At 53.8% G+C, this 23,289-nt stretch carries 29 protein-coding genes; 18 read left to right on the forward strand and 11 right to left on the reverse strand.

The genetic code is table 11. The features are described from left to right. Positions 1 to 344: 344 nt before the first annotated feature. The 10 genes from HKX44_RS18440 (at position 345) to HKX44_RS18485 (ending at position 8,842) form a co-directional block, all read left to right on the forward strand. Positions 345 to 1,784: a multicopper oxidase family protein gene (locus HKX44_RS18440; RefSeq protein ID WP_276152842.1), complete on the forward strand. Its 1,440-nt coding sequence runs from the start codon at positions 345 to 347 to the stop codon at positions 1,782 to 1,784. A 37-nt stretch (positions 1,785 to 1,821) separates the two neighbouring features. Then, positions 1,822 to 2,277, forward strand: coding sequence for a DUF411 domain-containing protein (locus tag HKX44_RS18445; RefSeq protein WP_203243514.1), 456 nt, complete (start codon positions 1,822 to 1,824; stop codon positions 2,275 to 2,277). A 66-nt stretch (positions 2,278 to 2,343) separates the two neighbouring features. Next, positions 2,344 to 2,478: a hypothetical protein gene (locus HKX44_RS18450; RefSeq protein ID WP_257884454.1), complete on the forward strand. Its 135-nt coding sequence runs from the start codon at positions 2,344 to 2,346 to the stop codon at positions 2,476 to 2,478. A 151-nt stretch (positions 2,479 to 2,629) separates the two neighbouring features. After that, positions 2,630 to 3,055 carry a cytochrome c gene (locus tag HKX44_RS18455; protein ID WP_276153155.1) on the forward strand — a complete coding sequence of 142 codons (426 nt, stop codon included), beginning with the start codon at positions 2,630 to 2,632 and terminating at the stop codon, positions 3,053 to 3,055. 17 nt (positions 3,056 to 3,072) lie between these two features. Next, positions 3,073 to 3,648, forward strand: a complete 576-nt coding sequence (locus tag HKX44_RS18460) for a DsbE family thiol:disulfide interchange protein (RefSeq protein WP_238937152.1) — start codon at positions 3,073 to 3,075, stop codon at positions 3,646 to 3,648. Further along, positions 3,645 to 4,157: a TlpA disulfide reductase family protein gene (locus HKX44_RS18465; RefSeq protein ID WP_203243511.1), complete on the forward strand. Its 513-nt coding sequence runs from the start codon at positions 3,645 to 3,647 to the stop codon at positions 4,155 to 4,157. The genes HKX44_RS18460 and HKX44_RS18465 overlap by 4 nt, the downstream gene beginning before the upstream one ends. Positions 4,158 to 4,512: 355 nt before the next feature. Then, the gene (locus HKX44_RS18470; RefSeq protein WP_203243561.1) at positions 4,513 to 5,001 is read left to right on the forward strand and encodes a hypothetical protein; all 489 of its coding nucleotides are present in this window, start codon (positions 4,513 to 4,515) and stop codon (positions 4,999 to 5,001) included. Positions 5,002 to 5,003: 2 nt separating this feature from the next. Then, positions 5,004 to 5,741 (forward strand): cytochrome c biogenesis protein CcdA, encoded by a 738-nt coding sequence (locus tag HKX44_RS18475; protein WP_267160160.1) that lies wholly within the window; start codon positions 5,004 to 5,006, stop codon positions 5,739 to 5,741. Between the two features lie 213 nt (positions 5,742 to 5,954). Then, positions 5,955 to 8,276 carry a cation-translocating P-type ATPase gene (locus tag HKX44_RS18480; RefSeq protein WP_276152844.1) on the forward strand — a complete coding sequence of 774 codons (2,322 nt, stop codon included), beginning with the start codon at positions 5,955 to 5,957 and terminating at the stop codon, positions 8,274 to 8,276. Positions 8,277 to 8,338: 62 nt separating this feature from the next. Then, on the forward strand, positions 8,339 to 8,842 hold the full coding sequence (locus HKX44_RS18485) for a L,D-transpeptidase family protein (protein ID WP_276152845.1): 504 nt from the start codon (positions 8,339 to 8,341) through the stop codon (positions 8,840 to 8,842). Positions 8,843 to 9,029: 187 nt separating this feature from the next. On the opposite strand, the gene lnt is transcribed toward HKX44_RS18485, so the two are convergent. From lnt to HKX44_RS18535, 10 genes are all read right to left on the reverse strand, one after another. Next, positions 9,030 to 10,568 (reverse strand): apolipoprotein N-acyltransferase, encoded by a 1,539-nt coding sequence (gene lnt, locus HKX44_RS18490; protein WP_276152846.1) that lies wholly within the window; start codon positions 10,566 to 10,568, stop codon positions 9,030 to 9,032. 3 nt (positions 10,569 to 10,571) lie between these two features. Further along, on the reverse strand, positions 10,572 to 11,048 hold the full coding sequence (gene lspA, locus HKX44_RS18495) for a signal peptidase II (RefSeq protein ID WP_203243508.1): 477 nt from the start codon (positions 11,046 to 11,048) through the stop codon (positions 10,572 to 10,574). Positions 11,049 to 11,051: 3 nt separating this feature from the next. Next, the gene (locus HKX44_RS18500) at positions 11,052 to 11,843 is read right to left on the reverse strand and encodes a ZIP family metal transporter (RefSeq protein ID WP_203243507.1); all 792 of its coding nucleotides are present in this window, start codon (positions 11,841 to 11,843) and stop codon (positions 11,052 to 11,054) included. A 2-nt stretch (positions 11,844 to 11,845) separates the two neighbouring features. Continuing rightward, positions 11,846 to 12,298, reverse strand: a complete 453-nt coding sequence (locus tag HKX44_RS18505) for a DUF411 domain-containing protein (protein WP_203243506.1) — start codon at positions 12,296 to 12,298, stop codon at positions 11,846 to 11,848. A 20-nt stretch (positions 12,299 to 12,318) separates the two neighbouring features. Beyond that, a complete protein-coding gene (locus tag HKX44_RS18510) occupies positions 12,319 to 13,659 on the reverse strand; it encodes a M23 family metallopeptidase (RefSeq protein ID WP_276152847.1) in 1,341 nt (446 codons plus the stop codon). Positions 13,660 to 13,661: 2 nt separating this feature from the next. After that, positions 13,662 to 14,285, reverse strand: coding sequence for an SCO family protein (locus tag HKX44_RS18515; protein ID WP_276152848.1), 624 nt, complete (start codon positions 14,283 to 14,285; stop codon positions 13,662 to 13,664). Between the two features lie 7 nt (positions 14,286 to 14,292). Continuing rightward, entirely contained in the window at positions 14,293 to 14,724 is a 432-nt protein-coding gene (locus HKX44_RS18520) for a copper chaperone PCu(A)C (protein ID WP_276152849.1), read from the reverse strand. A gap of 71 nt (positions 14,725 to 14,795) precedes the next feature. Continuing rightward, a complete protein-coding gene (locus HKX44_RS18525) occupies positions 14,796 to 15,458 on the reverse strand; it encodes a thioredoxin domain-containing protein (RefSeq protein WP_276152850.1) in 663 nt (220 codons plus the stop codon). Further along, a complete protein-coding gene (locus HKX44_RS18530) occupies positions 15,455 to 15,898 on the reverse strand; it encodes a disulfide bond formation protein B (RefSeq protein ID WP_276152851.1) in 444 nt (147 codons plus the stop codon). The genes HKX44_RS18525 and HKX44_RS18530 overlap by 4 nt, the downstream gene beginning before the upstream one ends. Then, positions 15,895 to 16,503: an SCO family protein gene (locus HKX44_RS18535; protein WP_276152852.1), complete on the reverse strand. Its 609-nt coding sequence runs from the start codon at positions 16,501 to 16,503 to the stop codon at positions 15,895 to 15,897. Before HKX44_RS18535 ends, HKX44_RS18530 begins: the two co-directional genes overlap by 4 nt. Before the next feature lie 177 nt (positions 16,504 to 16,680). Here HKX44_RS18535 and HKX44_RS18540 point away from each other — a divergent pair, with 177 nt between their 5' ends. The 5 genes from HKX44_RS18540 to HKX44_RS18560 all read left to right on the forward strand — a co-directional run bounded on the left by HKX44_RS18540 (position 16,681) and on the right by HKX44_RS18560 (position 20,490). Next, entirely contained in the window at positions 16,681 to 17,109 is a 429-nt protein-coding gene (locus tag HKX44_RS18540; protein WP_188678717.1) for a helix-turn-helix domain-containing protein, read from the forward strand. Positions 17,110 to 17,192: 83 nt separating this feature from the next. Beyond that, entirely contained in the window at positions 17,193 to 17,978 is a 786-nt protein-coding gene (locus HKX44_RS18545) for a transglutaminase family protein (RefSeq protein ID WP_203243502.1), read from the forward strand. Between the two features lie 206 nt (positions 17,979 to 18,184). Continuing rightward, on the forward strand, positions 18,185 to 19,090 hold the full coding sequence (locus tag HKX44_RS18550; RefSeq protein WP_276152853.1) for a cation diffusion facilitator family transporter: 906 nt from the start codon (positions 18,185 to 18,187) through the stop codon (positions 19,088 to 19,090). Beyond that, on the forward strand, positions 19,083 to 19,640 hold the full coding sequence (locus tag HKX44_RS18555) for a methyltransferase (protein ID WP_276152854.1): 558 nt from the start codon (positions 19,083 to 19,085) through the stop codon (positions 19,638 to 19,640). Before HKX44_RS18550 ends, HKX44_RS18555 begins: the two co-directional genes overlap by 8 nt. A gap of 184 nt (positions 19,641 to 19,824) precedes the next feature. Continuing rightward, the gene (locus tag HKX44_RS18560) at positions 19,825 to 20,490 is read left to right on the forward strand and encodes a L,D-transpeptidase (RefSeq protein ID WP_276152855.1); all 666 of its coding nucleotides are present in this window, start codon (positions 19,825 to 19,827) and stop codon (positions 20,488 to 20,490) included. A 55-nt stretch (positions 20,491 to 20,545) separates the two neighbouring features. On the opposite strand, the gene HKX44_RS18565 is transcribed toward HKX44_RS18560, so the two are convergent. After that, positions 20,546 to 20,836 (reverse strand): hypothetical protein, encoded by a 291-nt coding sequence (locus HKX44_RS18565; protein ID WP_203243498.1) that lies wholly within the window; start codon positions 20,834 to 20,836, stop codon positions 20,546 to 20,548. Between the two features lie 332 nt (positions 20,837 to 21,168). Between HKX44_RS18565 and HKX44_RS18570 the strand changes: the two genes are divergently transcribed. The 3 genes from HKX44_RS18570 to HKX44_RS18580 all read left to right on the forward strand — a co-directional run bounded on the left by HKX44_RS18570 (position 21,169) and on the right by HKX44_RS18580 (position 23,258). Next, complete coding sequence (locus HKX44_RS18570; RefSeq protein ID WP_203243497.1) at positions 21,169 to 21,759, forward strand: L,D-transpeptidase; 591 nt, start codon at positions 21,169 to 21,171, stop codon at positions 21,757 to 21,759. A gap of 76 nt (positions 21,760 to 21,835) precedes the next feature. Continuing rightward, positions 21,836 to 22,411, forward strand: a complete 576-nt coding sequence (locus tag HKX44_RS18575) for a L,D-transpeptidase (RefSeq protein WP_203243496.1) — start codon at positions 21,836 to 21,838, stop codon at positions 22,409 to 22,411. 112 nt (positions 22,412 to 22,523) lie between these two features. Further along, positions 22,524 to 23,258 (forward strand): DsbA family protein, encoded by a 735-nt coding sequence (locus HKX44_RS18580; RefSeq protein WP_238937148.1) that lies wholly within the window; start codon positions 22,524 to 22,526, stop codon positions 23,256 to 23,258. The last annotated feature ends 31 nt before the right edge of the window (positions 23,259 to 23,289 follow it).

The raw sequence follows: 23,289 nt of genomic DNA on the forward strand, positions 1-23,289 counted from the left end.
ATGGCAATGCAGATGGACGGTCAGGATCAGACTTGTGCGGGATGCCCGTCAACTGATGGTGCGGGCATTATCTGTGACAGTGGATGTACTGTGCCCTGCGGCCTGGGCGGTTCATCTGCAATGATTGCGCCGCAGAAATCTTCAACACAATTTCCTAAGCCATTCGGTCTCATGCGGTCGAGCATTGATCTGTTGCTCCCAATAGGGACAGCACCGGCACTCGATCCTTTCCCCCCGAAACTTCCGATCTAATACATTCTCGGCCTTGCAATCTGCAGGGAGACTGAGCGGTGCATCGCCCCTGTGTGGCTGAGCGCAGCCCAATTTAGATCAGGAAAGTCTCGATGAGCAAACAAGTTCCAATGACACGAAGAGGCGTGCTTTGCACCGGTGCGGCGTTCGCTTCAATATCGCTTATGTCGCCGATGCGGGCAGCGGTGGCGCAGCAATCCGACGAGCCGCTTCGTTTGCGCGCCGCACCCTCGAAGGCCGGACTCCGCCCTGCACCATACGGCTTGACTGACGTCTGGAGTTATAACGGTGCCGTTCCCGGTTCGGAAATCAGGGTCCGTCAAGGCGACCGGATACGCGTTCTGGCTGAAAACCGTCTGCAGGAGGGGACGACCATTCATTGGCATGGCATTCGTACGCCAAATGCGATGGATGGGGTGGCGTTTCTTACACAAGACCCGATCCCGGTTAATGGTGATTTCCAATATGAGTTCGACGCTCTGGATGCGGGAACATTCTGGTACCACCCGCATCAACGCAGTTTCGAACAGTTGGGTCGCGGCCTTTATGGTCCGCTGATTGTCGAAGAGGCTGAACCGATCCGCGTGGACCGTGATGTGACCTGGATGCTGGATGACTGGCGGATGACAAACGACGGTCAGCTCTCGAATGATTTCGGCAATCAAGGCGATGCTATGCATGGCGGTCGGATCGGAAACACTGTCACGATAAATGGCCAAATACCTGATCGCATGGCGGTTCAGGCTGGTGAACGTATTCGCCTGCGCCTGATCAATGCGGCAAATGCCCGGATATTCGGGTTGGATTTTGGCGATCTTGATCCTGTGGTAATCGCGATGGACGGCCAGCCCGTTGTGCCGCACGCACCAGATGACGGGATTATCGTCATTGGACCCGCTATGCGCGTTGATGTTGTGATCGATTTTACTGGAAAGCCCGGCGATCTTCTGAGCGTGAATGACGTCTATTACAAAGACCTCGAATTCCGGCTGGTTGATTTTGCCTATGGCTCTGATGCTTTGCGGCAAACGGTGCCGGACTGGTCAATGGTCCTTGCGCCTAACCCGTTGGCTGATCCCGACATCAAAAACGCGACCCGACATCAGATTGTCTTCAATGGCGGAATGATGGGGCAGATGATGATGGGTGGCGGCATGGGGTCGATGATGGTTCAAATGCGCCAAGGCAATATCTGGTTCATCAATGGCAAGGCCGCGAATGGACCCATTATGGACCCGCTGCTGACGCTGCCGCTGGGGACGTCGCACATCTTCGAGATGGAAAACCGGACCGCTTGGCCGCACCCGATCCATCTTCACGGCCATACTTTCCGCGTGATTGCTCGAAACGGGCAGCCAACACGGCACCTTGAGTGGCAGGATACCGTCATGATGGCACCACGCGAAAAGGTCGACATCGCCTTTGTGGCCGACAACCCCGGAGACTGGATGTTTCACTGCCACATCATGGAGCATCAGGCCGCAGGTATGATGGGGGTTATCCGCGTCGAATTGGATGCGACAAAATCTTAAAAATACGCAGAATTAACGGAAGAAAAGGAAGAAGATTATGAAAAAACTGTTCGGATCTACCAGTCTGGCTGCTGCAGGAAGTGTTGCCCTATTGGCAATGAGCCTGAATGCGGCACCCTTGGCTGCTGAAACGGTCACGCTCTACAAAAACCCACAGTGCGGTTGTTGCGAAAGCTATGCTGATTACCTGCGTGAAAATGGCTTTGAGGTAGACGTCAAACCAACCCATGATCTTGTGCAGATCAGCAGTGATGCCGGTATTCCGGAAGACTTTCAGGGATGCCATACGTCCTTTATCGGGGATTATGTGATCAGTGGTCATGTGCCCATTGATGTGGTCAACAAGGTCATGTCTGAAAAACCCGACATCGTCGGCGTCACGCTTCCCGGGATGCCGATGGGATCACCCGGTATGGGCGGCGCAAAGCAAGAGCCATTCAAAGTTTACGCCATTGAAGAAGGCGTGGTCCCGACGGTTTATGCGGTCGAATAGGCAAACCAATTGTCCGGCGCGAAACCGTGCCGGATACAATTTTTAGAAACGCGAAGGATGAAGAGTATGATGATGGATGGTGGAACGATGGGCGGCGGCATGATGATCGGTATGGGTCTCGTGTGGTTGCTATTCATAGTGGTGCTCGTGCTCGCGGCAATCGCATTGGTAAAATATATCCGCTCTGATGACAGTAAATAAAATGCTGCACGATGCGTAGTAGCGGCGCTGCCAGTGGCGACAGCTTGCTGTCGATGGGGTTGATCTGGGCATTTTGTGTCTTGCTGATACTGATCGGGCTCGCCGCGATTGCGCTATTCTGCATCTGGCTCCGAAAAAGGTGGGTGAAAAAATGATAAAGTGGCTTGGTTTATGGGTTCTCACATTGGCGGCGGCTGGCACGGCGGAAGCGCAAGATAGTGAACTTTTAGAGGGTGAAATACTCTATCAGGAAAACTGTGCCAGCTGTCATGGCGCAAATCTGGAGGGCCAGCCCGACTGGCGCTCACGGCTGCCAAACGGAAGGCTACCAGCACCGCCTCACGATGCTTCGGGACATACCTGGCATCATGCCGACCGCGTGTTGACAGACATCATCACACGGGGAACGGCGGCGATTGTAGGGAACGGGTACGAAAGCGACATGCCAGGATTTGGGGACACACTTTCGAGCGAAGATATCGAAGCGATCCTCGACTACATCAAGAGCACATGGCCCGATCGTGAAAGGGCGGCGCAAGAAGATATAACGCGTGCCGACATCGAGGCGCAGCAATGAGAGGTGCGGACAAATCAATGCAGCAAAAACGGCCACGGTATCGCGTCTCAGGTCTTGTCGTGGCGCCTGCTGTCACTTTTGTACTGATGGCGTTTTTCGCTTGGGGGTTGTTCAACCGCGACGAGGCGCTGCCCTCGGCGATGCTTGATAAGTCCGTACCCGAATTCTCGCTCCCCCCCGTCCTTGGCAGGGACGACGGATTATCGACACAAGACCTGGCCGGGCATGTTTCAATGGTGAACGTGTTTGCATCCTGGTGTGTTCCATGTCGCGCGGAACATCCGCTGTTCATCGAGCTTGCCGAAATTGGCGAGGTACCGCTTTATGGTATCAACTATAAGGACCCGCCCGAACAGGCACGGGCATGGTTGGATGAACTGGGTGACCCCTATACCCGCATCGGCGCGGACAGAGATGGCCGCGTCGGCATCGAATGGGGTGTCTACGGTGTCCCGGAAACATACGTCATCGCCGCCGATGGAACCATCGCCTATCGCCATGTCGGGCCTATCACACGCAAAGTTTTGAAAGAAACAATCATGCCGATCGTTCGCGAACTGAAATCTTCAGCCCCTGAGAAGGTAGCACAATGACTTCGCTGAAACTGACAGTCGTTCTTTTCCTCGTTTGGGTCGGCGGGGCAATTGCAGCGCCACAAGGCTTTGCGCTTCATGATGAACCGCAACCCGTAATCAACGTGCGCTTCTTGCTTGAGGACGGCACACGCAAAGATATGGAATCGCTGCAAGGCAAGGTGCTTTTGGTAAACGTCTGGGCCACCTGGTGCATTCCGTGTCGCGAAGAAATGCCGACGTTAGACGCATTGCAGGCGACGCTCGGCGGCGACAATTTTGAGGTTGTTGCCCTCTCTATCGACCGCGCCGGTCCGCCGGTTGTGCGGAAGTTCTATGATGAAATCGGTGTGAAACATCTGAAAACGTATGTCGATAAGACCATGTTGTCAGCCACTGCCTTACGCACGGTCGGTTTACCAACGACAATCCTGATCAATAGACAAGGTCAGGAACTAGGGCGGCTTGTCGGACCGGCAGAATGGGATGATCCTGAGATGATAGCGTTCCTGAGGGGGTTTATCGAATGAATACTATGGGAATTTCATCACGGCACCTTGACCCTACAGCAACTGGAATGATCGAACGCCCAACATCAAAAGGCAGCAACCAGATGGTTCAAATTTCACAGCATGACACTGGCAGCGAGGATGCGTCAGTCATTGGCCGTCGGCCGCAATGGATGACGCGCAGGCGCTTACTGCTTGTTAGTGTAATCATTATGATCGGGAGCGGATTGGCCCTGAATTGGGGATGGCTGACCGCAGCAGGGCTTGCGCCGATCCTTGTATCGCTTGCACCCTGTGGCGTGATGTGCGGACTGGGGCTTTGTATGAAGGGCGGGACTGGCACAAGTTGGTCGAGCCGGCTGAGTGGTATTTTTCGATGAGCCTTGCGTCCACCCGGTCAATTGGCAGGCACGGGGCACAGATTTCACTGCGTGCCCTGCGCCGCTATTTTTCAGTGATCATCCCCGCAAACCTGATCTGGGAATTCGCGCACATGCCGCTCTATACGATCTGGAATGAGGGCAGCTGGGGCGAGATTGTTTTCGCGGCGCTTCATTGTACAGGGGGAGACATTCTAATCGCGATGAGTGCGCTCATGCTGGCGTTGATGCTGGCCGGTCAAGGCTGGCCCTTCGCCCGACAGACACGCCAGCAGGTGACTGTTCTCACTGTTGCATTCGGCCTAGCTTACACGCTGTTCAGTGAATGGCTGAATATTGTGATCCGGGCGGCTTGGGCCTATTCGGATCTCATGCCAATTATTCCTATTCTCGATGCGGGACTGTCGCCTGTCTTGCAATGGATCTTTATCCCGATAGCCGCCTTTTGGTGGGCTTCGCGTCCTTTCAATGCAGATGAGTTATAGCGATGGATATTTCTGGTATTGGTATCCTTGCGGCCTTTTTGGCGGGGGCCATATCGTTTCTGTCACCCTGCGTTCTTCCCTTGGTGCCTGGCTATGTCTCTTTCATCGCCGGTCAGCCCGGTCTGCGCACGACCCGTCAGGTTGGGATGCGGGCACGGGCCGGAGCTTTGGGGTTAAGCGCCTGTTTCGTTCTGGGGTTCTCGACGGTCTTTATCGCCCTTGGGGCCGGTGCCAGCGCGCTCGGATCGCTTTTGCTGACATGGCGGGCTGAACTCAATTATCTTGGTGGTGGGATCATCATACTGTTTGGTTTGGTTATGCTGGGCGTGTTCCGCATTCCGGCATTGTCGCGTGATACCAGGTTGAACCTCAACATTCCGGGGGGACGTCCATTCGGGGCTTACGTGCTGGGTCTTGCATTCGCCTTTGGTTGGACACCCTGCATTGGTCCCATACTCGGAGCGATCCTGACGCTGAGTTCGACCTCAGGCGGGATGTCTGACGGTATCTCGTTGCTCGCAATTTACTCGGCAGGGCTTGGTATCCCGTTTTTGCTTGCCGCGCTTTTTACCGATGCTATTGCAGCGCGCATCCGGGGGATCAGCAAAGCGGGACGCTGGCTTTACATGGGAGCGGGGATTGCCATGGTCGTTATGGGCGTTGCAGTCATCACTGGGCAGCTTTCACGGTTTGCGTATTGGCTGCTTGGCACCTTTCCCATTCTTTCGACGATCGGATAGATCTGAGTGAGCGGTGCCGATCCTGAGTTTTTAGGGATTATCTGCTGGGAAGCGCGTTCACCCATGGAACTTGCGCCAAAATTCTTGCAACAGGGGTCTTTTCGAAGATCAGGCGCGGTCGCGTTCACCTTTCAAGATATACAAACTTTTGACTTGCACCTCTAGTTACTGAAGCTCCTACACCGGAAAGGAAAAGTGTTAAAGGACGCCAAGATGCCACATGATGCCGCTCACGATCACGAAGAAGATACTTGCTGCGGCGCATCCGCGGATACATTGGCGCAGCCAGCGCCGCCGCCAAATTCAGGCCGCAGTTTTCGCGTAAATGGGCTCGACTGCGCGGACGAAGTTGCGATCCTGAGCAAGGTTGTCGGGCCGGAGGTTGGAGGGAGTGAGCATCTGGCTTTCGACGTGATCAATGGGCGTATGACCATCCTCGAAGGCGCCAAGCCGCTTAGCGATGACAAAATTATCAAGATCGTTGGCTCGACCGGAATGAGCGCGAAAATGTGGAACGCCGAAAGCGCCGAAGCGGATCAGGCGGAGCATTTCGCCCGCCAGCGTCTGTTCACAGGTCTGAGCGGCGGTTTGTGGGCGGCGGGATTCCTCTACCATATCGTCGAGACCGGGGCAGGGGGTGCGTTACGGCTGTTTTCTGGTCATGGCGAAACCTCAATGCCTCTGATCGAGATGGGTCTGTTTTTGCTGGCAGTCGTGTTCGGTGCCTGGCTGGTCGCGCCCAAAGCCTGGTCGGCTGCGCGCCGGTTGTCGCCGGACATGAACCTATTGATGATCGTCGCTGTGGCCGGTGCGATCGGACTGGGTGAATTCTTTGAAGCTGCGACGGTCGCCTTCTTCTTTGCGCTATCTCTCACGCTAGAGTCTTGGAGTGTCGGGCGGGCCCGCAATGCGGTTTCGGCCTTGCTTGATCTGGCACCACCGACGGCGCGGGTCATTCGTGCAGATGGGTCTGAGGCCGATGTTCTTGCAGCAGAGGTTGCCATTGGAGATCGCTTTGTTGTGCGGGGCGGGGATCGAATTCCGCTTGATGGCGAAGTGACCGAGGGTCGCGGTGATGTCGATCAGGCCCCGATCACTGGTGAAAGCGCGCTGGTCGCCAAAGAAACCGGCGATGAGGTTTATGCCGGTACGATCAACGGTGACGGAACAATGACGGTTAGGGCGACGAAAGCCGCAGGCGATACCGTTCTGTCGAAGATTATCCGCATGGTAGGAGATGCGCATTCGCGCCGAGCCGAGGTCGAACAATGGGTCACGAAGTTTGCGCGCATCTACACGCCTATCGTCATGGTGCTGGCGGTTCTAATCGCCGTTGTCCCGCCGCTTCTCTTTGCAGGGGCGTGGAACTATTGGTTCTATAACGCGCTTGTGCTGCTTGTGATCGCTTGCCCTTGTGCGCTTGTGATCTCCACGCCTGTTTCCATCGTTGCATCTCTCGCGGCGTCGGCACGCAACGGCGTGCTGATCAAGGGCGGCGCCTATGTCGAAGCCCCCTCACGCCTGACCGCACTGGCGATGGACAAGACCGGAACGATCACCATGGGTGAACCGGAAGTCGCGGGTCTGCATCCCTTGGGTGGCACTGCCGAGCGTGACCTCTTGAGTGCCGCTGTTGCGCTGGAAGCCCGCTCATCCCACCCGCTGGCACGCGCTATCCTTGCGCGCGGTGAACGCGACGGATTGAAGCAATCGGTGGCTACGGACACGAAAACTGTGCCGGGTCGCGGCGTAGAGGGATCATGGGAAGGGCAATCTGTGTGGCTTGGTTCCGACCGCTTTGCCACCGAAAAAGGACTGGGTGATACCATTCCCCGTGACCTATTGGAACGGATTGAGGGAGCTGGAAGTACGCTTGTTGCCGTCGGGTCCGGGGATCGTTTGCTGGGTCTAATCGAATTGCGCGACCGCATCCGACCGGATGCAAAGGGAGTGGTGGCACGCCTCCATGCCCAAGGGGTGAAAAAGATCATCATGTTAACGGGTGACAACGAGCGCACAGCGCGCGCCGTCGCGGCAGAGGTCGGCATTGACGAAGTTCGCGCAGAGCTGCTGCCCGAGGACAAAGTGACGGCGATTGAGGAGTTGGTTGCCAACTACGATGTCGTGGCGATGATCGGCGACGGTGTGAACGATGCACCGGCCATGGCGCGGGCACACTTCGCAATTGCAATGGGTGCAGTCGGGTCTGACGCAGCGATTGAGACAGCCGATATCGCGCTGATGACGGACGATATTGGCAAGGTACCGTGGCTCGTCGGTCATTCACGTCGAACAATGAATATCATTCATCAGAATATTGGCATCGCACTGGCGACCAAGGCGCTGTTCGTCGGCTTAACAGCTTTCGGGATGGCAACGATGTGGGGTGCTATCGCTGCGGATGTCGGCGTTTCCCTGCTGGTCGTAGCCAACGCGCTGAGGCTGCTTCGGGCCAAGAAGGATCGGTCCGACCCATCAGGGGGCGAGAAAATTGGAGAAACGATGGCACAGGGTGCCTTGGTGCATGGGCATTGATTTCAAAAACCCCTTTGTGCAAATATTAACTGAGCCAATAAGAAAAAGAGGTCGAGCAAAAAATGATACGTACAACACGCCGTTTCGCCGTTCTGGGTGGGTTGGCTCTTACTTTGGCTGGCTGCGCGAACAAGTTTCGTACTTATAACGGTCCAGAGGTCACGCGCTTGCAGATGTTCAAGGGCGATCGAACCCTCTTCCTTTACAACAGTTCAAAGGTCCTGAAGACGTATAAATTTGACCTCGGCTTTGCACCCGCGGGTCCCAAGCAGTTTGAAGGTGACGGAAAAACACCGGAAGGCTCTTATACTGTCGACAAGCGCAATCCAAACAGCATGTTCCATCTGTCTGTCGGGATATCCTATCCGAATGAAGCGGATATTGCTTATGCAGCCGCACAGGGCCGCAGTCCTGGTGGAGATATCTTTATACATGGCGGGCCGCGAGCGGGTATTGACCCGATCAAACCCGACTGGACAGCAGGGTGCATTGCAGTGTCAGATCGCGAGATAGAAGACATCTACGCAATGGTTCGTGACGGGACGCCAATTGACATCTTCGCCTAGGTTTTCGTAGAGATCGCCAATTTTGTTCAAATGAACCTTAAGAGAATGATTGAGACAACCATTGCGAAAAGGCCAAATACGAGTGCGGAACTCACTGCGTATTGAGCAATGTCTTTCTTGTTACCACCGCGCTTCTTCGCAAGATACGCACCCCATATGGCTCCTGCCAAAGCTGCTAAGATCGTCATCATGATACGCTGTCCTTTCTAAAATTTAGTATTGCCGCCATCGTCAGGTTCACTGCAAAGACCAACCAGAACATCACCTGTCCATAACTCGAGAATGGTGTTGGTGAGAGCGCCGCAGGCAGAGCGCCGTCCAGTATATTGGTCTCGCCCAAACCGAGATGTGAGATCAGGCGACCATTACCATCTATGATGGCTGATATGCCGGTATTGGCTGCGCGGACAAAGGGAAGCCCCTCTTCGACGGCGCGCATTCTTGAAGATGCCAGATGCTGGCTTGGGCCAATTGATGCGCCGAACCAAGCGTCGTTTGTAGCGTTAAAAATCCATTCAGGCCGATCTTTCGAATTTATGATTTTTCCGGGGAAGATTGCTTCATAACAGATTGATAGACCGACGCCGGGCAGTTGCGGCATGCGAAACGTCTCCGGCCCGGACCCTGGTGCGAAGTCACCCAATCCAGCAGTTAACCGCCTAAGCGGCAGGAGGTCTCGAAGGGGCACGTATTCGCCGAACGGGACGAGGTGATGCTTTGCGTAGCGGTTTATGATTTGAGCTGTTGAGTCGATTGCGAGAACCGCATTTTTGTATTGCTGTTCACCGTCAACGTTTTCGCGCGTTTGCGCCCCCGTTAGCAGGACGGCATTATCAGTCAAAAGCTTCGCGATCTCTCCCAGCATCCACTGATCTTCATCGAGGTATCCAGGAAATGCACTCTCAGGCCAAAGCAGGATGTCAAACTGGCCCGGCCGTGCAGACAAATCCAGATAACGGGCGATGTTGCGCTCTCGAAACGCTGGATCCCACTTTTGCCGCTGTGGGATGTTACCCTGAACAATTCTAACATTGACCGCGGTTTGCTGATCTTCACCGGTCAGATGCGCTTCGCCATTAATCCATATACCCGCGACCAATATGACAAACATCGTGGTTGCAAGCCCGCTCTGCCAACGATCTCGCCTGAAAATCACCGTGGGCAAGGTAGAGAGCAGCACAGTGAGCAAACCTAGGCCATAACTGCCGAAAAGCGCTGCCATCTGGCGCGGGACATCGTAATCGACCCATGCGTAAGCAATCAGGTTCCAGGGAAACCCAGTAAGAACGGTGCCGCGCAGCCATTCGGATCCAGACCAGCACGCAGCAAAGACAAGGGTGCCTGACACCCCTGTCGTCTTGGTTGCGGCGAAAACCGCCATCGCCGCCGCTGGAAAGAGCGCAAGCGCCCCTGCCAGCCCGATCACGGCAGGGGCGGCCATCCAACCGAAACGTTCAGCATCAACAAAAAAGCTTTCCGCAATCCATGACAGTCCGAACAGGAAAAAGCCGAAGCCGAAAGCCCATCCGGTAAGAAACGCTCTTGTTCGACCCTTGTTGGCGGTGAGGTAAAACAGCCCACCAAAACCGATGGGCAATACAAACGGAGTTGAGAACGGCGGTAGTGCAAAAACAACACTGACTCCGAGAACGACAGCAACGATAAGCGGGACTATGTTCGTCCTAAACCTTGGACCAAGACTGGAAATGCTAATTGAGGGTCTCACTCTCTATTCAGGCGCTTTTTTTATGGCGGCATGTTCCCGACCAGCAGTGATCAGCAGAAGACCAACGCCACAAACCACAAACACGTCTGCCAAATTGAATGCAGGCCAGTGTGTCGTTCCAATATAGAAATCCAGAAAATCAGTTACGCCGCCGAAGCGGATGCGATCCAGAATATTTCCAAGAGCGCCACCAATAACCACACCATAGGCAACGGCTTCACTTATTGCAGTCGCCCGTACCAGCGAAATGGCCAGAAACAGGACAACAGCGGTCGCAACGATAGCTAACGCCCACCATGGCGTGCCCTGTAGAAGACCAAAGGTAACGCCGGTGTTACGGTGAAAAACCAAGTTGAAACTGGGCGCGACATTAACGCCAGCGGCTAACGTTTCTGCATTTACAAGCACGAATGCTTTCGACGCTTGGTCGGCAGCAAATGCAATGACGGCTGCACAAATTCCCAGAGAACGGATTGCCATGTTTCAGCCTAACCAAACGTCGAGGAACAGCATGACAACCAGACCGATTGCTAACCCGGTCGTTGCTTGTTTCTGATGTCCACTGCGGTGGGTTTCGGGGATGATCTCGTGACTGATGACGTAGAGCATAGCGCCCGCCGCGAAGGCGAGACCCCAAGGCAAAAGGGGTTGAGCAACCACGATAACTGCAGCACCAAGAAAGCCGGTGACAGGCTCAACCAAGCCAGTGAGAGCTGCGATGCTAAAGGCCCGTTTTGCAGAGTATCGCTCACCAAGCAATGCAACCGCGACCGCCAGTCCTTCTGGCGCGTTCTGCAATCCGATACCCAATGCAACTGGAAATCCCCCCGCAAACCCGTCCGCGCCGAACGCGACCCCAACGGCCAGACCCTCTGGGGCGTTGTGAATGGTGATTGCTATGATAAATAACCAAACTCGACGCAGAGATGCGGCCTCAGGACCTTCGCGCCCTGAACTGAAATGCTCATGCGGGATCACTTCATTCATAATGGCAACTGCCCCCATCCCAAGCAAGATCGCTATACAGACGATAAGTGCCGGGATCGCCCCATCCCCATATCGTAGTTCGGCTGCATCGAGCGCTGGAATGATCAACGAGAAGAACGAAGCCGCCAGCATCACCCCTGCGGCAAAGCCAAGAGAGATGTCGCGCCATTTTCGCGAGGGCGTGCTGCCAAAGAGAACCGGAACGGCACCGACGGACGTCATAAGACCAGCTGCAAGGCTTCCATAAAAGCCCAAGGCGATGGGAGATAGGGTCGTGAGCGCCTCCATGTTCAACTTGCCGGATAGGAAGAGAATATCTCGGTGCTACCGTCCTTTTTCACCAAAAAGACATCGTAGGCGTCGGAAGTTTCCCCAAAATCCATGCCGGGTGAGCCGATTGGCATACCGGGCACCGCAAGACCGATCGCATCCGGGCGTTCCTCAAGAAGACGCGTGATGTCGGCAGGTGGCACATGCCCTTCTATCGTGTAGCCCTCGACTGTTGCGGTGTGGCATGAAAACATTGCAACAGGGATACCCCGATCCATTTTTAAACGGATCAGTGCTCCCCCAATATTTTCGCCCTCCGGTAAGAAACCAGCGTCTGAAAGTCTGTCCATCCATGCCACGCAGCAGCCGCAGCCGCGCGTCTTGGCGACTTGAATGGCCGTCTGGGCAGCGGCGGCCGTTGACACGGTCGCCAGCAGCACAGCGCCAAAGATCAGTTCAATTTTGGGGAACATGCGTTATCCTACTCGATTGTTCATATTTTGTCGCTGAGCGTCGCTGTAAATAGCGCGCGTGTTTTCACAAGGAGCGCTGACGCACCCGCGGTATCAGAATTTTCGACCGAGGCTATCAGTTCCTTTCCAAGCGGGTCGATCGGACGCCCGTCTACATGCACTTCGTAGTGCAAGTTAGGAGCTGTCGCCGTACCTGTCTTGCCGACCTGACCAATCACTTCTCCGGCAAGAACGCGGTTTCCGGTTTTCAGTCCATTGGGTACGGCGCTCAAATGGGCATACCGGGTCATCGTGTTGGAGCCGTGAGATATTTCTACCACTTGGCCATAGCCGTTCTGCCACCCAATAAAGGAAACCCGGCCCGGTGCGGTCGCGCTAATTGGCGTCCCTTTGGCGGCTGCGTAATCGACACCTGTGTGCATTCGAACGTTGCCGTAAATTGGATGTTTGCGTCGGCCAAAAACCGAAGATAGCCGCGCGCCCTCTACAGGTGGTGCTATTCTTCGCAGGACCTCTCCATTCAAGTAAATAGTAGCCTTGCCGCTATCCTCGTCAGACCAAACGATTTCAAACATATCCTTCGCTAAATCAAGGGCTGCGTAGGTTAGCTTCGGTTGCCCAACTTTCGACCCGTCAGCAAGGACCGATTGTGCCCATTGGATGTTGAGTTTCTCGCCGCCTTTAAGATCTCGCCTAAAATCGATTGTATCACTTAAAGTTTCGGCCAGATCGACCGCAAAACGAGCAGGAATGCCGGCTGTATCCAAGGAAGTATAAATGGATCCGCTGACGACAAGCTGACCTGCTTGCTCGACAGACGTAAGGACGGGGGGTCTAGTGCGACCAAAGACCTTACCATCGAGTGTGACTTCGATTTGGACACCTTCATCGACTGTTAAAGCGACGAATGAGGGGGACCCGTTGGGCTGAAAATTGACGCGCAGCTCATGGCCGGGTCTTAATCTGCGCAAGTCGTATTCTGCGGCAATGGCAAGAGCTACTTCGGCCCGCAGCGGTGCGTCCATGTCTGCACGGGTTAGGATTGAATCAAGCGTATCTCCATCAGTTACCGTCGCTTCCCAAACAGGGATAGCAAGAGCTTGTGTAACTGCCATCAGCTCATCAGGCCGAGTGAAATCGGACGAATGAAGCAATGGGGCCAGAGTAACATTACTGTTAACCACCTCTGTTGCGAAGGTATTGGAAAAATCCAAAGAAAAGGGTTCTGCTGGTGGTTGCGAAAGCTCTGCAGCCCGAACCATCACTTCCGGAGCTGGCGCGTTCGGTGTCATCATGGTTCTGGCGGTCAGCGACGCCATAGCAGCTGCGCTGACAGCTGTTCCCAGCACGAAATATTTCAATCTCAAGTTTCTGGCCTCTCGTCTTGGCTTTGCATTGCCCGCCTGATCTTAGGCACGGCGAATTCGCGCGGTTCGTGATAATCGATCGTTGTAACGAAGCGACCTGTCGCGTCGAACAGGAAAACCCCTGCTGTGTGGTTCATCGTATAGTCGCCGTCTTCACGCATCACCTTTTCATAGACTGCGCGAAATCCTGCCGCAGCAGAGGCGACTTGGACATCTGAACCGGTCCAACCTTGAATCTGTGGATGAAAGTAGGAGACATATTCGGCCATCACTTCGACGGTATCTCGGTCTGGATCCACGGAAATGAGGATGGTGTTAAGGGCCTCTGCGTCCGGACCAATCTCGTCGAGCCACGCGGAAATGTCCGAAAGCGTCGTTGGACAGACGTCCGGACAATAGGTGAAGCCAAAGAAGACAAGACTTGGCTGGCCAATGAGCGTTTTCGGGCCGACAGCTTCACCGGTCTGATTGGTCAATTCAAAGTCCATTTCTGTCAGCGGTAGGGAACGTTTTCCCGGCACCGACACCGCACCCGGCCCATCAACCTGCCACCATCCGATGAAAAGAACGGCTAATATCGCCAAGCCGCAGGCAATCAAGATTTTACCAATCTGTTTCATGTTGGCGTCAGCCTTCGGGGCCGCGTGCGCCGATACGCAGGACAGGCACTACAACTTCCATCTCCAACCCATCCGAAAAGAGTAGGGTCATCGGGAAAGTCTCGCCTTCCACGAGTGGCGACTGCAATTTCATCAACATGATATGATAGCTACCCGGTTCGAGTGCCAGCGTTCCTCCAGCTGGGATTTCGATGTCACCTGCAGGCAACATGCGGCTGATCCCATCGTCGTTCGTCTGGGTTTCATGGATGGAAGCCATCGCCGAGATATCGGCCCGCAATCCTACCAAGTAAACTGGTACATCTCCTTCGTTCCGAAGCGCCAGATACGCGCCACCGGGGCGTGAAGTTCCAATGCTGGCACGCGCCCATGGCTGTTCAACAACGATCTTGATATCGCCTGCGTTTTCTTGCGCTGCAGAAACTGTGGAAAGTCCCATCAGTAGACCGAAGGACAGGCAGCGCAAGGTATTTGTAATATGTCTCACTGTCAGGGTTATCCAATCTGATGTTAGTTGTTTGCAGTAGCTTGGACTTCTGCCTGTACAAGCGCGATCAGTTGATCTGGACCGAAGTCGGTCAATCGCTTTCCGTTGACGAAAAAGGTCGGCGTGCCCTCGATCCCGACGGCCTTAACATCGGCCCGATCCTGATTGAGGATACCGACGATACTTGGGGATTTGATCTGGGTCGCGGCGGCATTTACGTCCAAACCTGCTGTCGCCGCGATCTGGATAATCTGTTCTGCGGCTGGCGCACCATGAGATGCCCAAGCCGGTTGATTTTCCAGCAGCGCTTCAAGCACGGGCATGAAGACATCCTGTAATCTTGCTGCTTCCAAGATCTTGATTGCCAGCTCAGACCCTTCCCCGTGGAATGGCGTGTAGCGCATGACCACACGAACATCATCGGGATTATCCGCCAGTATCTGTTTCACAATCGGGTGAAACGCGCGGCACGCCTCGCAGGCTGGGTCAAAAAATTCCACAATCGTCACTGGAGCGTCTTTGCGGCCCAAAACAGGCGAGTAGGCGCGAACGAGTTGGTCTTGCTGCTCAACAGGAGCGGCTGTCGCAGTCGGGGTCACGTTAGGACGAGAGACAAACCAGGCACCGATGGCGAAAAGCGCCAGTACAGCGGTCAGGGTTACGAGAACAAGGGTTTTGCGTGTCATGAGGCAATCCGTCGAAGTTGGAGGAGCAGGGCAGATATTACCCCGAAGGTCAAAAAGGAGAGAGCGGGAATTGGCAGGCCAAGGATCAGCATTGCGTCATCCGTGCAAGATGGCCCGGAGGCGGTGCAGGGCGTAATCGGCTCGGGCAAGACCCCAGCATATAGCAGCCAATGATAGAGCGCGATAGCACCGCCTATAACGGCGAGCGGCACCGCATATCGCCAGATGGACAGATCGGAACGCCATGCCGCAATACCAAGGATGACGGCGAGTGGGAACATGAAGGCGCGCTGCAACCAACAAAGATGACACGGGGTCTGGCCCAATACCTCACCGATGAACAGAACGGAAAGTGAAGCGGCCAAGGCGAGAAACCAAGCCGCGAACAGGAACGTTACTGACCGACTGTCTGGCGTTGATGGATCGGAAGCCGCTGTCACGATCCAATCCTTTGTTGAAGGTCAGAGGCGATCTGAGAAGGATCCAAATCGTACTCGTATATTCGGACAAATTCGCCTTGCGGATCGAACAAAAGAAAAGATGAAGTATGGCCCATGGTGTATCCATCGGGTGCAGATTCATCCTCATTGCGCTGATAATAGACTTTGAAAGCTTTGGCAGTTTGTTGGGTCTGTTCCTGCGGGCCGCTTAGCCCGAGGATGCTGGGGCCAAATTGTGGGATATAGTTGGCCAGAACACTGGGCGTGTCCCGGTCCGGGTCAACTGTGATGAAAAGGGGCTGTACCGCTTCACCTTCTGCGCCCAGATCGTCCATTACCTGTGCGATTGTTGCCAGGCCCATGGGGCAGACGTCCGGACAGTTGGTGAACCCAAAGAAGACGAGCATCCATCGCCCACGGAAATCTTCGTCGGTCTGCACCATGCCATTGTGATCGGTCAATTCAAAATCAGCCAAAACAGTCTCCGCTGCAGGCAGGCGAGTGGCTGCAACCGGTAGCTGGCCACGCTCTGATATCCAAAAACCACCAACAATGGCGATCGCCACCGCTACTATGGACCAGAGAATTATCCGCACTTTTGTCATTGCCAGCTTCGCCCTTAAAACAAGTCACCTCTCGGGTGGGATACAAGCTACAGCTGATAGAGGTTCAAGCAAAAAGATGCTTGGTAGGATATCATGTCACGACTTTGTGAAACCTTTGGCTTTTCAAGGGAGTTAGAACTTTGATAAGCTACAGTGACTTTAGATAAAGGAATGCACATGCTGGCAATTGGTACGCTCTCGCGGAAGACTGGGACCAAGGTTCAAACAATCCGCTACTACGAACAGATTGGATTGATGAACGAGGCCGGACGGACGTCAGGTGGGCAACGGCGATATTATGAAAAAGATCTCGATCGCCTCGCCTTTATTCGACACTCGCGTCAACTTGGTTTTTCGCTCGACTCAATCCGCGAACTTCTGGACCTGTCGGACAACCCGTCTCAATCCTGTGCAGAGGCGGATTCTATCGCGCGGCGACAACTTCGCCAGGTTGAGCAGCGGATCAAACGCCTTCAGGCCCTCAAGAAGGAGTTGAAACGGATGGTTGCCGAGTGTGATGGCGAAAGCGTTGCCGAATGCAAGGTTCTTGAAGTGCTGCGAGATCACTCTGAATGTCTAACAAATCATGATGAAATCGGAGCGTGATAACAATGGAAGAAAGTTCTTGAACCTCTAGGCACTGTAGCTCCTATCTTTCGAATATCGCAAACAATGCGTCGGATAGAGCTATGAAGAATGAAGACAACAAGACCCATCTGGGCGTTTCGCCATTACTCGATTTCGATGGGGACGCCATCGCAAATCTGATCCGCGAGCGCAGCTGGTTGTCTTTGGACGAATTCCACCGGATTGGTGCTGCCTACGACTACGTGCGCAACGAAATCGTTTTTGGCTACAATGCTGCAGACGACATGCCAGCCTCATCAGTACTGCGTGACGGATATGGTCAATGCAACACCAAGGCCACGCTATTGATGGCTTTGTTGCGTGCGGTCGACATCCCTTGTCGATTGCACGGCTTCACAATCCATAAATCCTTGCAGCGTGGGATCGTACCAGAACTCATCTATCCGATTGCGCCTGAGAGCATCCTTCATAGCTGGGTGGAAATCTTGCATCGAGGGCGTTGGATCAATCTGGAAGGCTTTATTTTGGACGACGCGGTCTTGTCTGCTCTTCAGGACAGATTTGTTCGCGATAACGACAGTCTGTGTGCCTATGGGGTCGGAACAGACCGCCTTTCTTCACCATCCATCGAATGGAGCGGAACAGATACCTTCATCCAAAAAACCGGCATTAACGCCGATCTTGGTCTGTTCGACACGCCAGACGACTTTTATGCGCAGCATCAACAATCCTTTGGAGGTCTTCGTGGGCTGCTTTATCGATATCTGATCCGTCACTGGATGAATGCCCGCGTGCGACGAATACGCAGTGGGGTTGTTCCAGTGATCCCGATGGCTGAAACCAATTCTGTACAGTTTGTTCGTGAAGGCGGGGTTGGATCGCCATGACCGCTGGTTGGGTCCATTTGTCGGTAATAACTGCAATTCCAATGTTTCATGTCATCATCGCTGTTCCGCTAACAATTGTTTCCGCAATTTTACTCGCGACCGAGGGGCTTCTGGCCATGACCAGCGACCTTTTTGTTAGGTGCCTAAGTTTGTTTTCGAAGGGAGGGGCAATGGGATGGTCCTGAATATTGAGAGAAGGGCACTGGATGCCTCATGATCACGGAATAGACCCGCAGTCGGGAGACCGTCGCGTTGGAGTCGCCATTTGGGCGAACGGTCTGCTGACCGTTGCTCAAATCATTGGCGGAATTCTTTCGGGAAGCCTCGCGTTGATCGCCGATGCCATACATAACTTCTCGGATATGGCCTCACTCGTCATCGCCTTTGGCGCGCGCAAAATCGCCCGCCGCCCGGCAGATGCAAAGATGACCTTTGGCTATGGCAGGATCGAAATCGTTGCAGCGCTGATCAACTACACGTCGCTGATTATCATTGGGATGTATCTTGTCTACGAGGGTGCAATGCGCTTCGCGGATCCACCGCAAATCGAGGGCTGGACAGTCGTAATTCTTGGTTGCGTCGCTTTAGCGGTCGACACGCTCACCGCGATGCTCACGTATTCCATGCAAAAGGGTAGCGTGAACATCCGTGCGTTGTTCTTGCACAACCTCAGTGATGCACTGGCCTCTGTCGCCGTAATCGTGGGCGGCGTATTGATCCTGATCTACGATATCCGTTGGGTTGATCCGGCCATCACCATCGGTATCGCTGCATACATCCTTTGGCTCGCCTTTACCGAAATCGGCGGACCTATCCGGACACTTATGCTCGGCAGTCCACCGGATATGGACACCGACGCAGTGATTACGGCCATTGAGGACATCGACGGCGTCGAAGAACTGCATCACGCGCATTTCTGGCAAATGCAGGAACATCAAGCGGCGCTCGACACCCATGTGGTGATCGAGGACGCACGCTGGGACGATGTGGAGACTCTGAAGAAGAAAATCAAAGCCCGCCTGGAAGAGGATTTCGGTATTTCTCATTCGACACTGGAATTCGAGCGATCATGCGACAAGCACGAAGAGGCCACACGGTATGGCCATGAATGAGTTCACAGTGCTTGCAGCAATACTTGGGTGCCTTGCCAACAGTTTATTGATCCTTGGTTTGGCATGGTCAATTTACCGACCAAAACAGCGTGTTTGGCCGCCCGAACAGTCGACAGCGATGCATCGGATCGCGGTTTGGACTCTCACTTGTATCGGCTTCGGTTCAGCAATTTTCATAGGCTTTGTCGAATGGGGCATTTTGGATGTCCCTGCATTCTTGCGGTGGGGATTGGGGCTGGTCCTGCTCATTTTTGGTAATGTCGTGGTGTGGGCTGGCGTACTTCATCTTGGCTTCGCGGCGACGAGCGGAGCAAAAGGATCTCTGCGAACCACCGGCCTTTATAGGTATTCCCGAAACCCTCAATATCTGGCAGATATCGCGATCCTTGTTGGGATTGGAATCCTATCTGCTTCGATTATGTCTTGGCCGGTGATCTTCACAGGCATTGTGGCGCTTGCTCTGGCACCCTTTTCGGAAGAGCCTTGGTTGTTGGAAAAATACGGTGACGCCTATGCAGAATATCTGATGGCGACCAGAAGGTTCTTCTAATGAAAAACGCAAGTGGGGCAGGTGGTACATCGGACCCTTTGGGCGCATCTCCAAGGAGCGTTAAACAGGAAACAGGACGTTGCAACCATAGCCTTTGCACGAACATGTGATTGGTTTCACTTGGAATTTCATAAGGTCACTGGCATATGTTTTCCAAACACATTTACTAGGAGGTTGCATTGTTATGTTAACCAGACGCCACTTTGTCCTTTCAACCGCCGCATTGTTTTCGGCACCAATCCCTCAAGCAGTGCTGGCCGCTCCAACATCTGACAGATCGAAGTGGGCGGCTTGGGATGCTCAGGTAACGCCTGCAAACTATGATCCTTCTACGTCCAATCCGTGGGGCTTTCACCCGCGTTTTCTTCCTCAGCTCGTGCAGGCAAACGATGGCCTTACGCCGGGTGACATCCATGTCGATGCCGTCGCACGCTATATCTATCATATCCGCAACGACGGAACAGCGATGAGATATGGCGTTGCGATTGCTAAGGGCAATCTATACGAGCCAGGCACATATTTGATCCGGCGAAAAACCCAGTGGCCAACGTGGACGCCTACACCTGCGATGATCGAGCGGGAACCGTCGGTTTACGGTCCTGTCGCCGACGGGGTGGATGGAGGGCCTACCAATCCGCTGGGTTCCCGGGCGCTTTACCTTTTTGTTGGCAATCGCGATACGTATTTGCGCATCCACGGCACACCCAGTCCAAAATCGATTGGAGGACGCGCAAGTTCAGGATGTGTGCGTATGGTTATGGCTCACATCAATGGGCTTTATGATCAGGTATCCACTGGATCGACAGCGTTCTTGTATCCGCCTGAAGATAGAATCACCGCACAGAGCTAAGCATGCAGCCGGTCTGCACCTAATATTATCGAGATAATTCATGCCTGCGGCTGTATCAACCAGTCGCGGGCACCCCTTGCGGCCTGGTACAAATTGGGTTGCCCCTTTTCGATCTCAACGGCAAATAGGTTGTCTCAACGGGACCGACATAACGATAAACGAAGCATCCGTCTGTCGGCTCAATCTGAACGGCGTTCAAATCTTGGAACGGCGCGGCTATTTCAAGAACACCTTCTGGCAATTCTTTGATGAATCCGTCGGTTGAGGTGCCTGCTTGGCCGTCAAAATCAGCGCACCCTCCAAGCGCCAGTATCGCAAAACCAAGACCACTCGTGCTAAATTTCATTCTTACCGTTCCTTTTGATGTCGTAGTGTTCCTTGGAAACGCGAGCGAAAGCTGCATTCCCTCTTTCATCATTGAACAGCTCATTTAGGACCAGATCAACCTATGCAAGCCATCATAGCGCGAATGATCGCACTATAAGCTTTGACCACTGCATCCTATAGCCACGGACGTGCTTGTGTAACCTCCAAGATAATGGGGCATAAGACAAATGTGATTGGCTGACCTGCGCCCCCCCATCATTCCCCTCACGCTTTTGTGATTACAAGTTGTTTGAAGCTCCAGTGGGTGAAGGTTGTAAACCAACGAAAACAGGCAAGAGCGAAGGATTCATCATGAAGCTAGTTAAAGACTCCTCTATTTCACGTCGTGGGGCACTGCTCGGTGCGGCCGCAAGTGGGGTGTTCCTAGGAACAGGCGTTGCAACCGCGCAAACCACAGCACCTCTTGCTTCACCACCAGTGCGCCGCAATATTTCATCTTTCAGCACCTCAAACTGGAGGGATCACTTCGACAATCTAAACAACGGAGCAATCCTTTGCGACATCGATTCCCGAGCGGTGCAATATTGGTCAGAGGATGAAAGCGTCTATAAGCTCTATCCATCCAGCGTTCCAGAATCTGAAGAACTGACAAAACGGGGATACACCAGCGTTATCAAGAAAGTGGAAGGGCCGAGCTGGCGTCCCACCCCTTCGATGAAAATCCGCAACCCTGATTGGCCGGATTATTTTCCACCCGGTCCAGACAACCCCTTGGGCACGCATGCGCTCTACCTTTCATGGCAATATTATCGCGTCCACGGAACGGGGGACACGCGGAAGATTGGCCGCCAATCGTCGAACGGATGCATCGGTCTTTACAACGAACATATCAAAGAATTGTTCGCTTTGGCCGAAGTAGGAACACAAGTGAAACTGTTTTGATTCCGCATGACTTGTTAAAGTCTGAGCTCGTGTACCAGGGCTCATTCTACGTCCACTATCCGAAAGCCATAGCCTCATGAAGCGAAGAAAATTTCTCCTTGCCGCCGGGGCTGTCGGCGTTTTGGGCAGTCAACCGGTTTCAGCTCATGTAGTGCTTCCAAAGTATGATTTGCCGCCGGAGTACTTGCCTCAATTAGTAAGCATTCCAGCGGGCGCTGCTCCCTACGAAATTCATGTTGTACCAAGCCAGTTTGCCCTGTTCTGGACCCAACCGGATAACACTGCAATTCGGTACACCGTCGGGATCGGTCGCCCAGGTCTTCATGAGGCAGGCGAATTCTATGTTGGGGCAAAGAAGGAATGGCCCAGCTGGACACCGACCCCGGGCATGTTGCGTCGTGAGCCTCAGAAATATGGGCCATTACGGAATGGAATGCCTGGCGGTTTGAGCAACCCTCTAGGTGCGCGCGCCCTCTACCTCTTTCAACCGGGTCGCGGCGATACCTTTTTGCGTGTGCATGGCACAAATGACCCAAGTACTATCGGCCGTGCAGTCTCAAACGGGTGCGCCAGATTGGTGAACGATCAGATTGTCCAATTTTATGATAAAGTCCCGCTGGACACGCGTGTGATCCTGTATCCCGCAACTTAGAATACTGCCTTGGCGAGATCAGCGTGTTTTTGATAGCTTTTCAGCAGAAGATTTTCTGGGGAAGATAACTCAATCACCCCCGGATACCCCCCAATCCTAGGAAGGATTCAAGATGTTATTAGCGCGACGCGGCCTGTCGAAAATTGTTCTTGCAACAGTATTAGCAGCATTTCCTGTTACTATTGTGGCCGCACAAGAACTCAATGAAGCAGATATCAAGCGTCTCGCACTTGAAGCGATCTTGGAAAAACCCGAAATTCTGATCGAAGCGCTTTCAATCCTTCAGGAACGTGAAAATGTAGCGCTCGCCGAAGCGCAGACTGACGCCCTGTCTGAGTTGCGCGATGATTTCGAACAGAATGCCCCGATCTTCGGGAACTTGGATGGCAGCGTCACACTTGTCGAGTTCTTTGACTATAACTGCGGGTATTGTCGCCGCGCTGCACCAGAGGTCAAAGCGGTACTGGAGGCAAGCAAGGATGTCCGCATTATTTATCGTGAATTCCCGATCCTAGGGCCCGGTTCCGAAGTTGCGGCGCGCGCGTCACTTGCCGCGAGAAACCAAGGTAAATATCAGCAGTTTCACGAGGCAATGATGGCATTGAACGGGCAAGCCGTTGAAGCAAGCGTTATGAAAATTGCAGGCGATGTAGGTCTTGATCTCGAAGTTTTGAAAACAGACATGCAATCAGAACTCGTGAACGAACACATTGCTGCCTCTCTGCGTTTGGCAGAAGCCTTGGGTATAACTGGAACGCCGACGTTCGTATTGGGTGACGAAATAATCCCCGGTGTTATCGAGCGCGGCGCCCTTCTTGAAAAGATAGCAGTCCTCGTCCCCGAGTGAATTGGGCGAATATTGCAAAACCAAACCTTAT

Source organism: Sulfitobacter sp. M05 (genome assembly GCF_029285175.1).
Classification (GTDB): domain Bacteria; phylum Pseudomonadota; class Alphaproteobacteria; order Rhodobacterales; family Rhodobacteraceae; genus Sulfitobacter.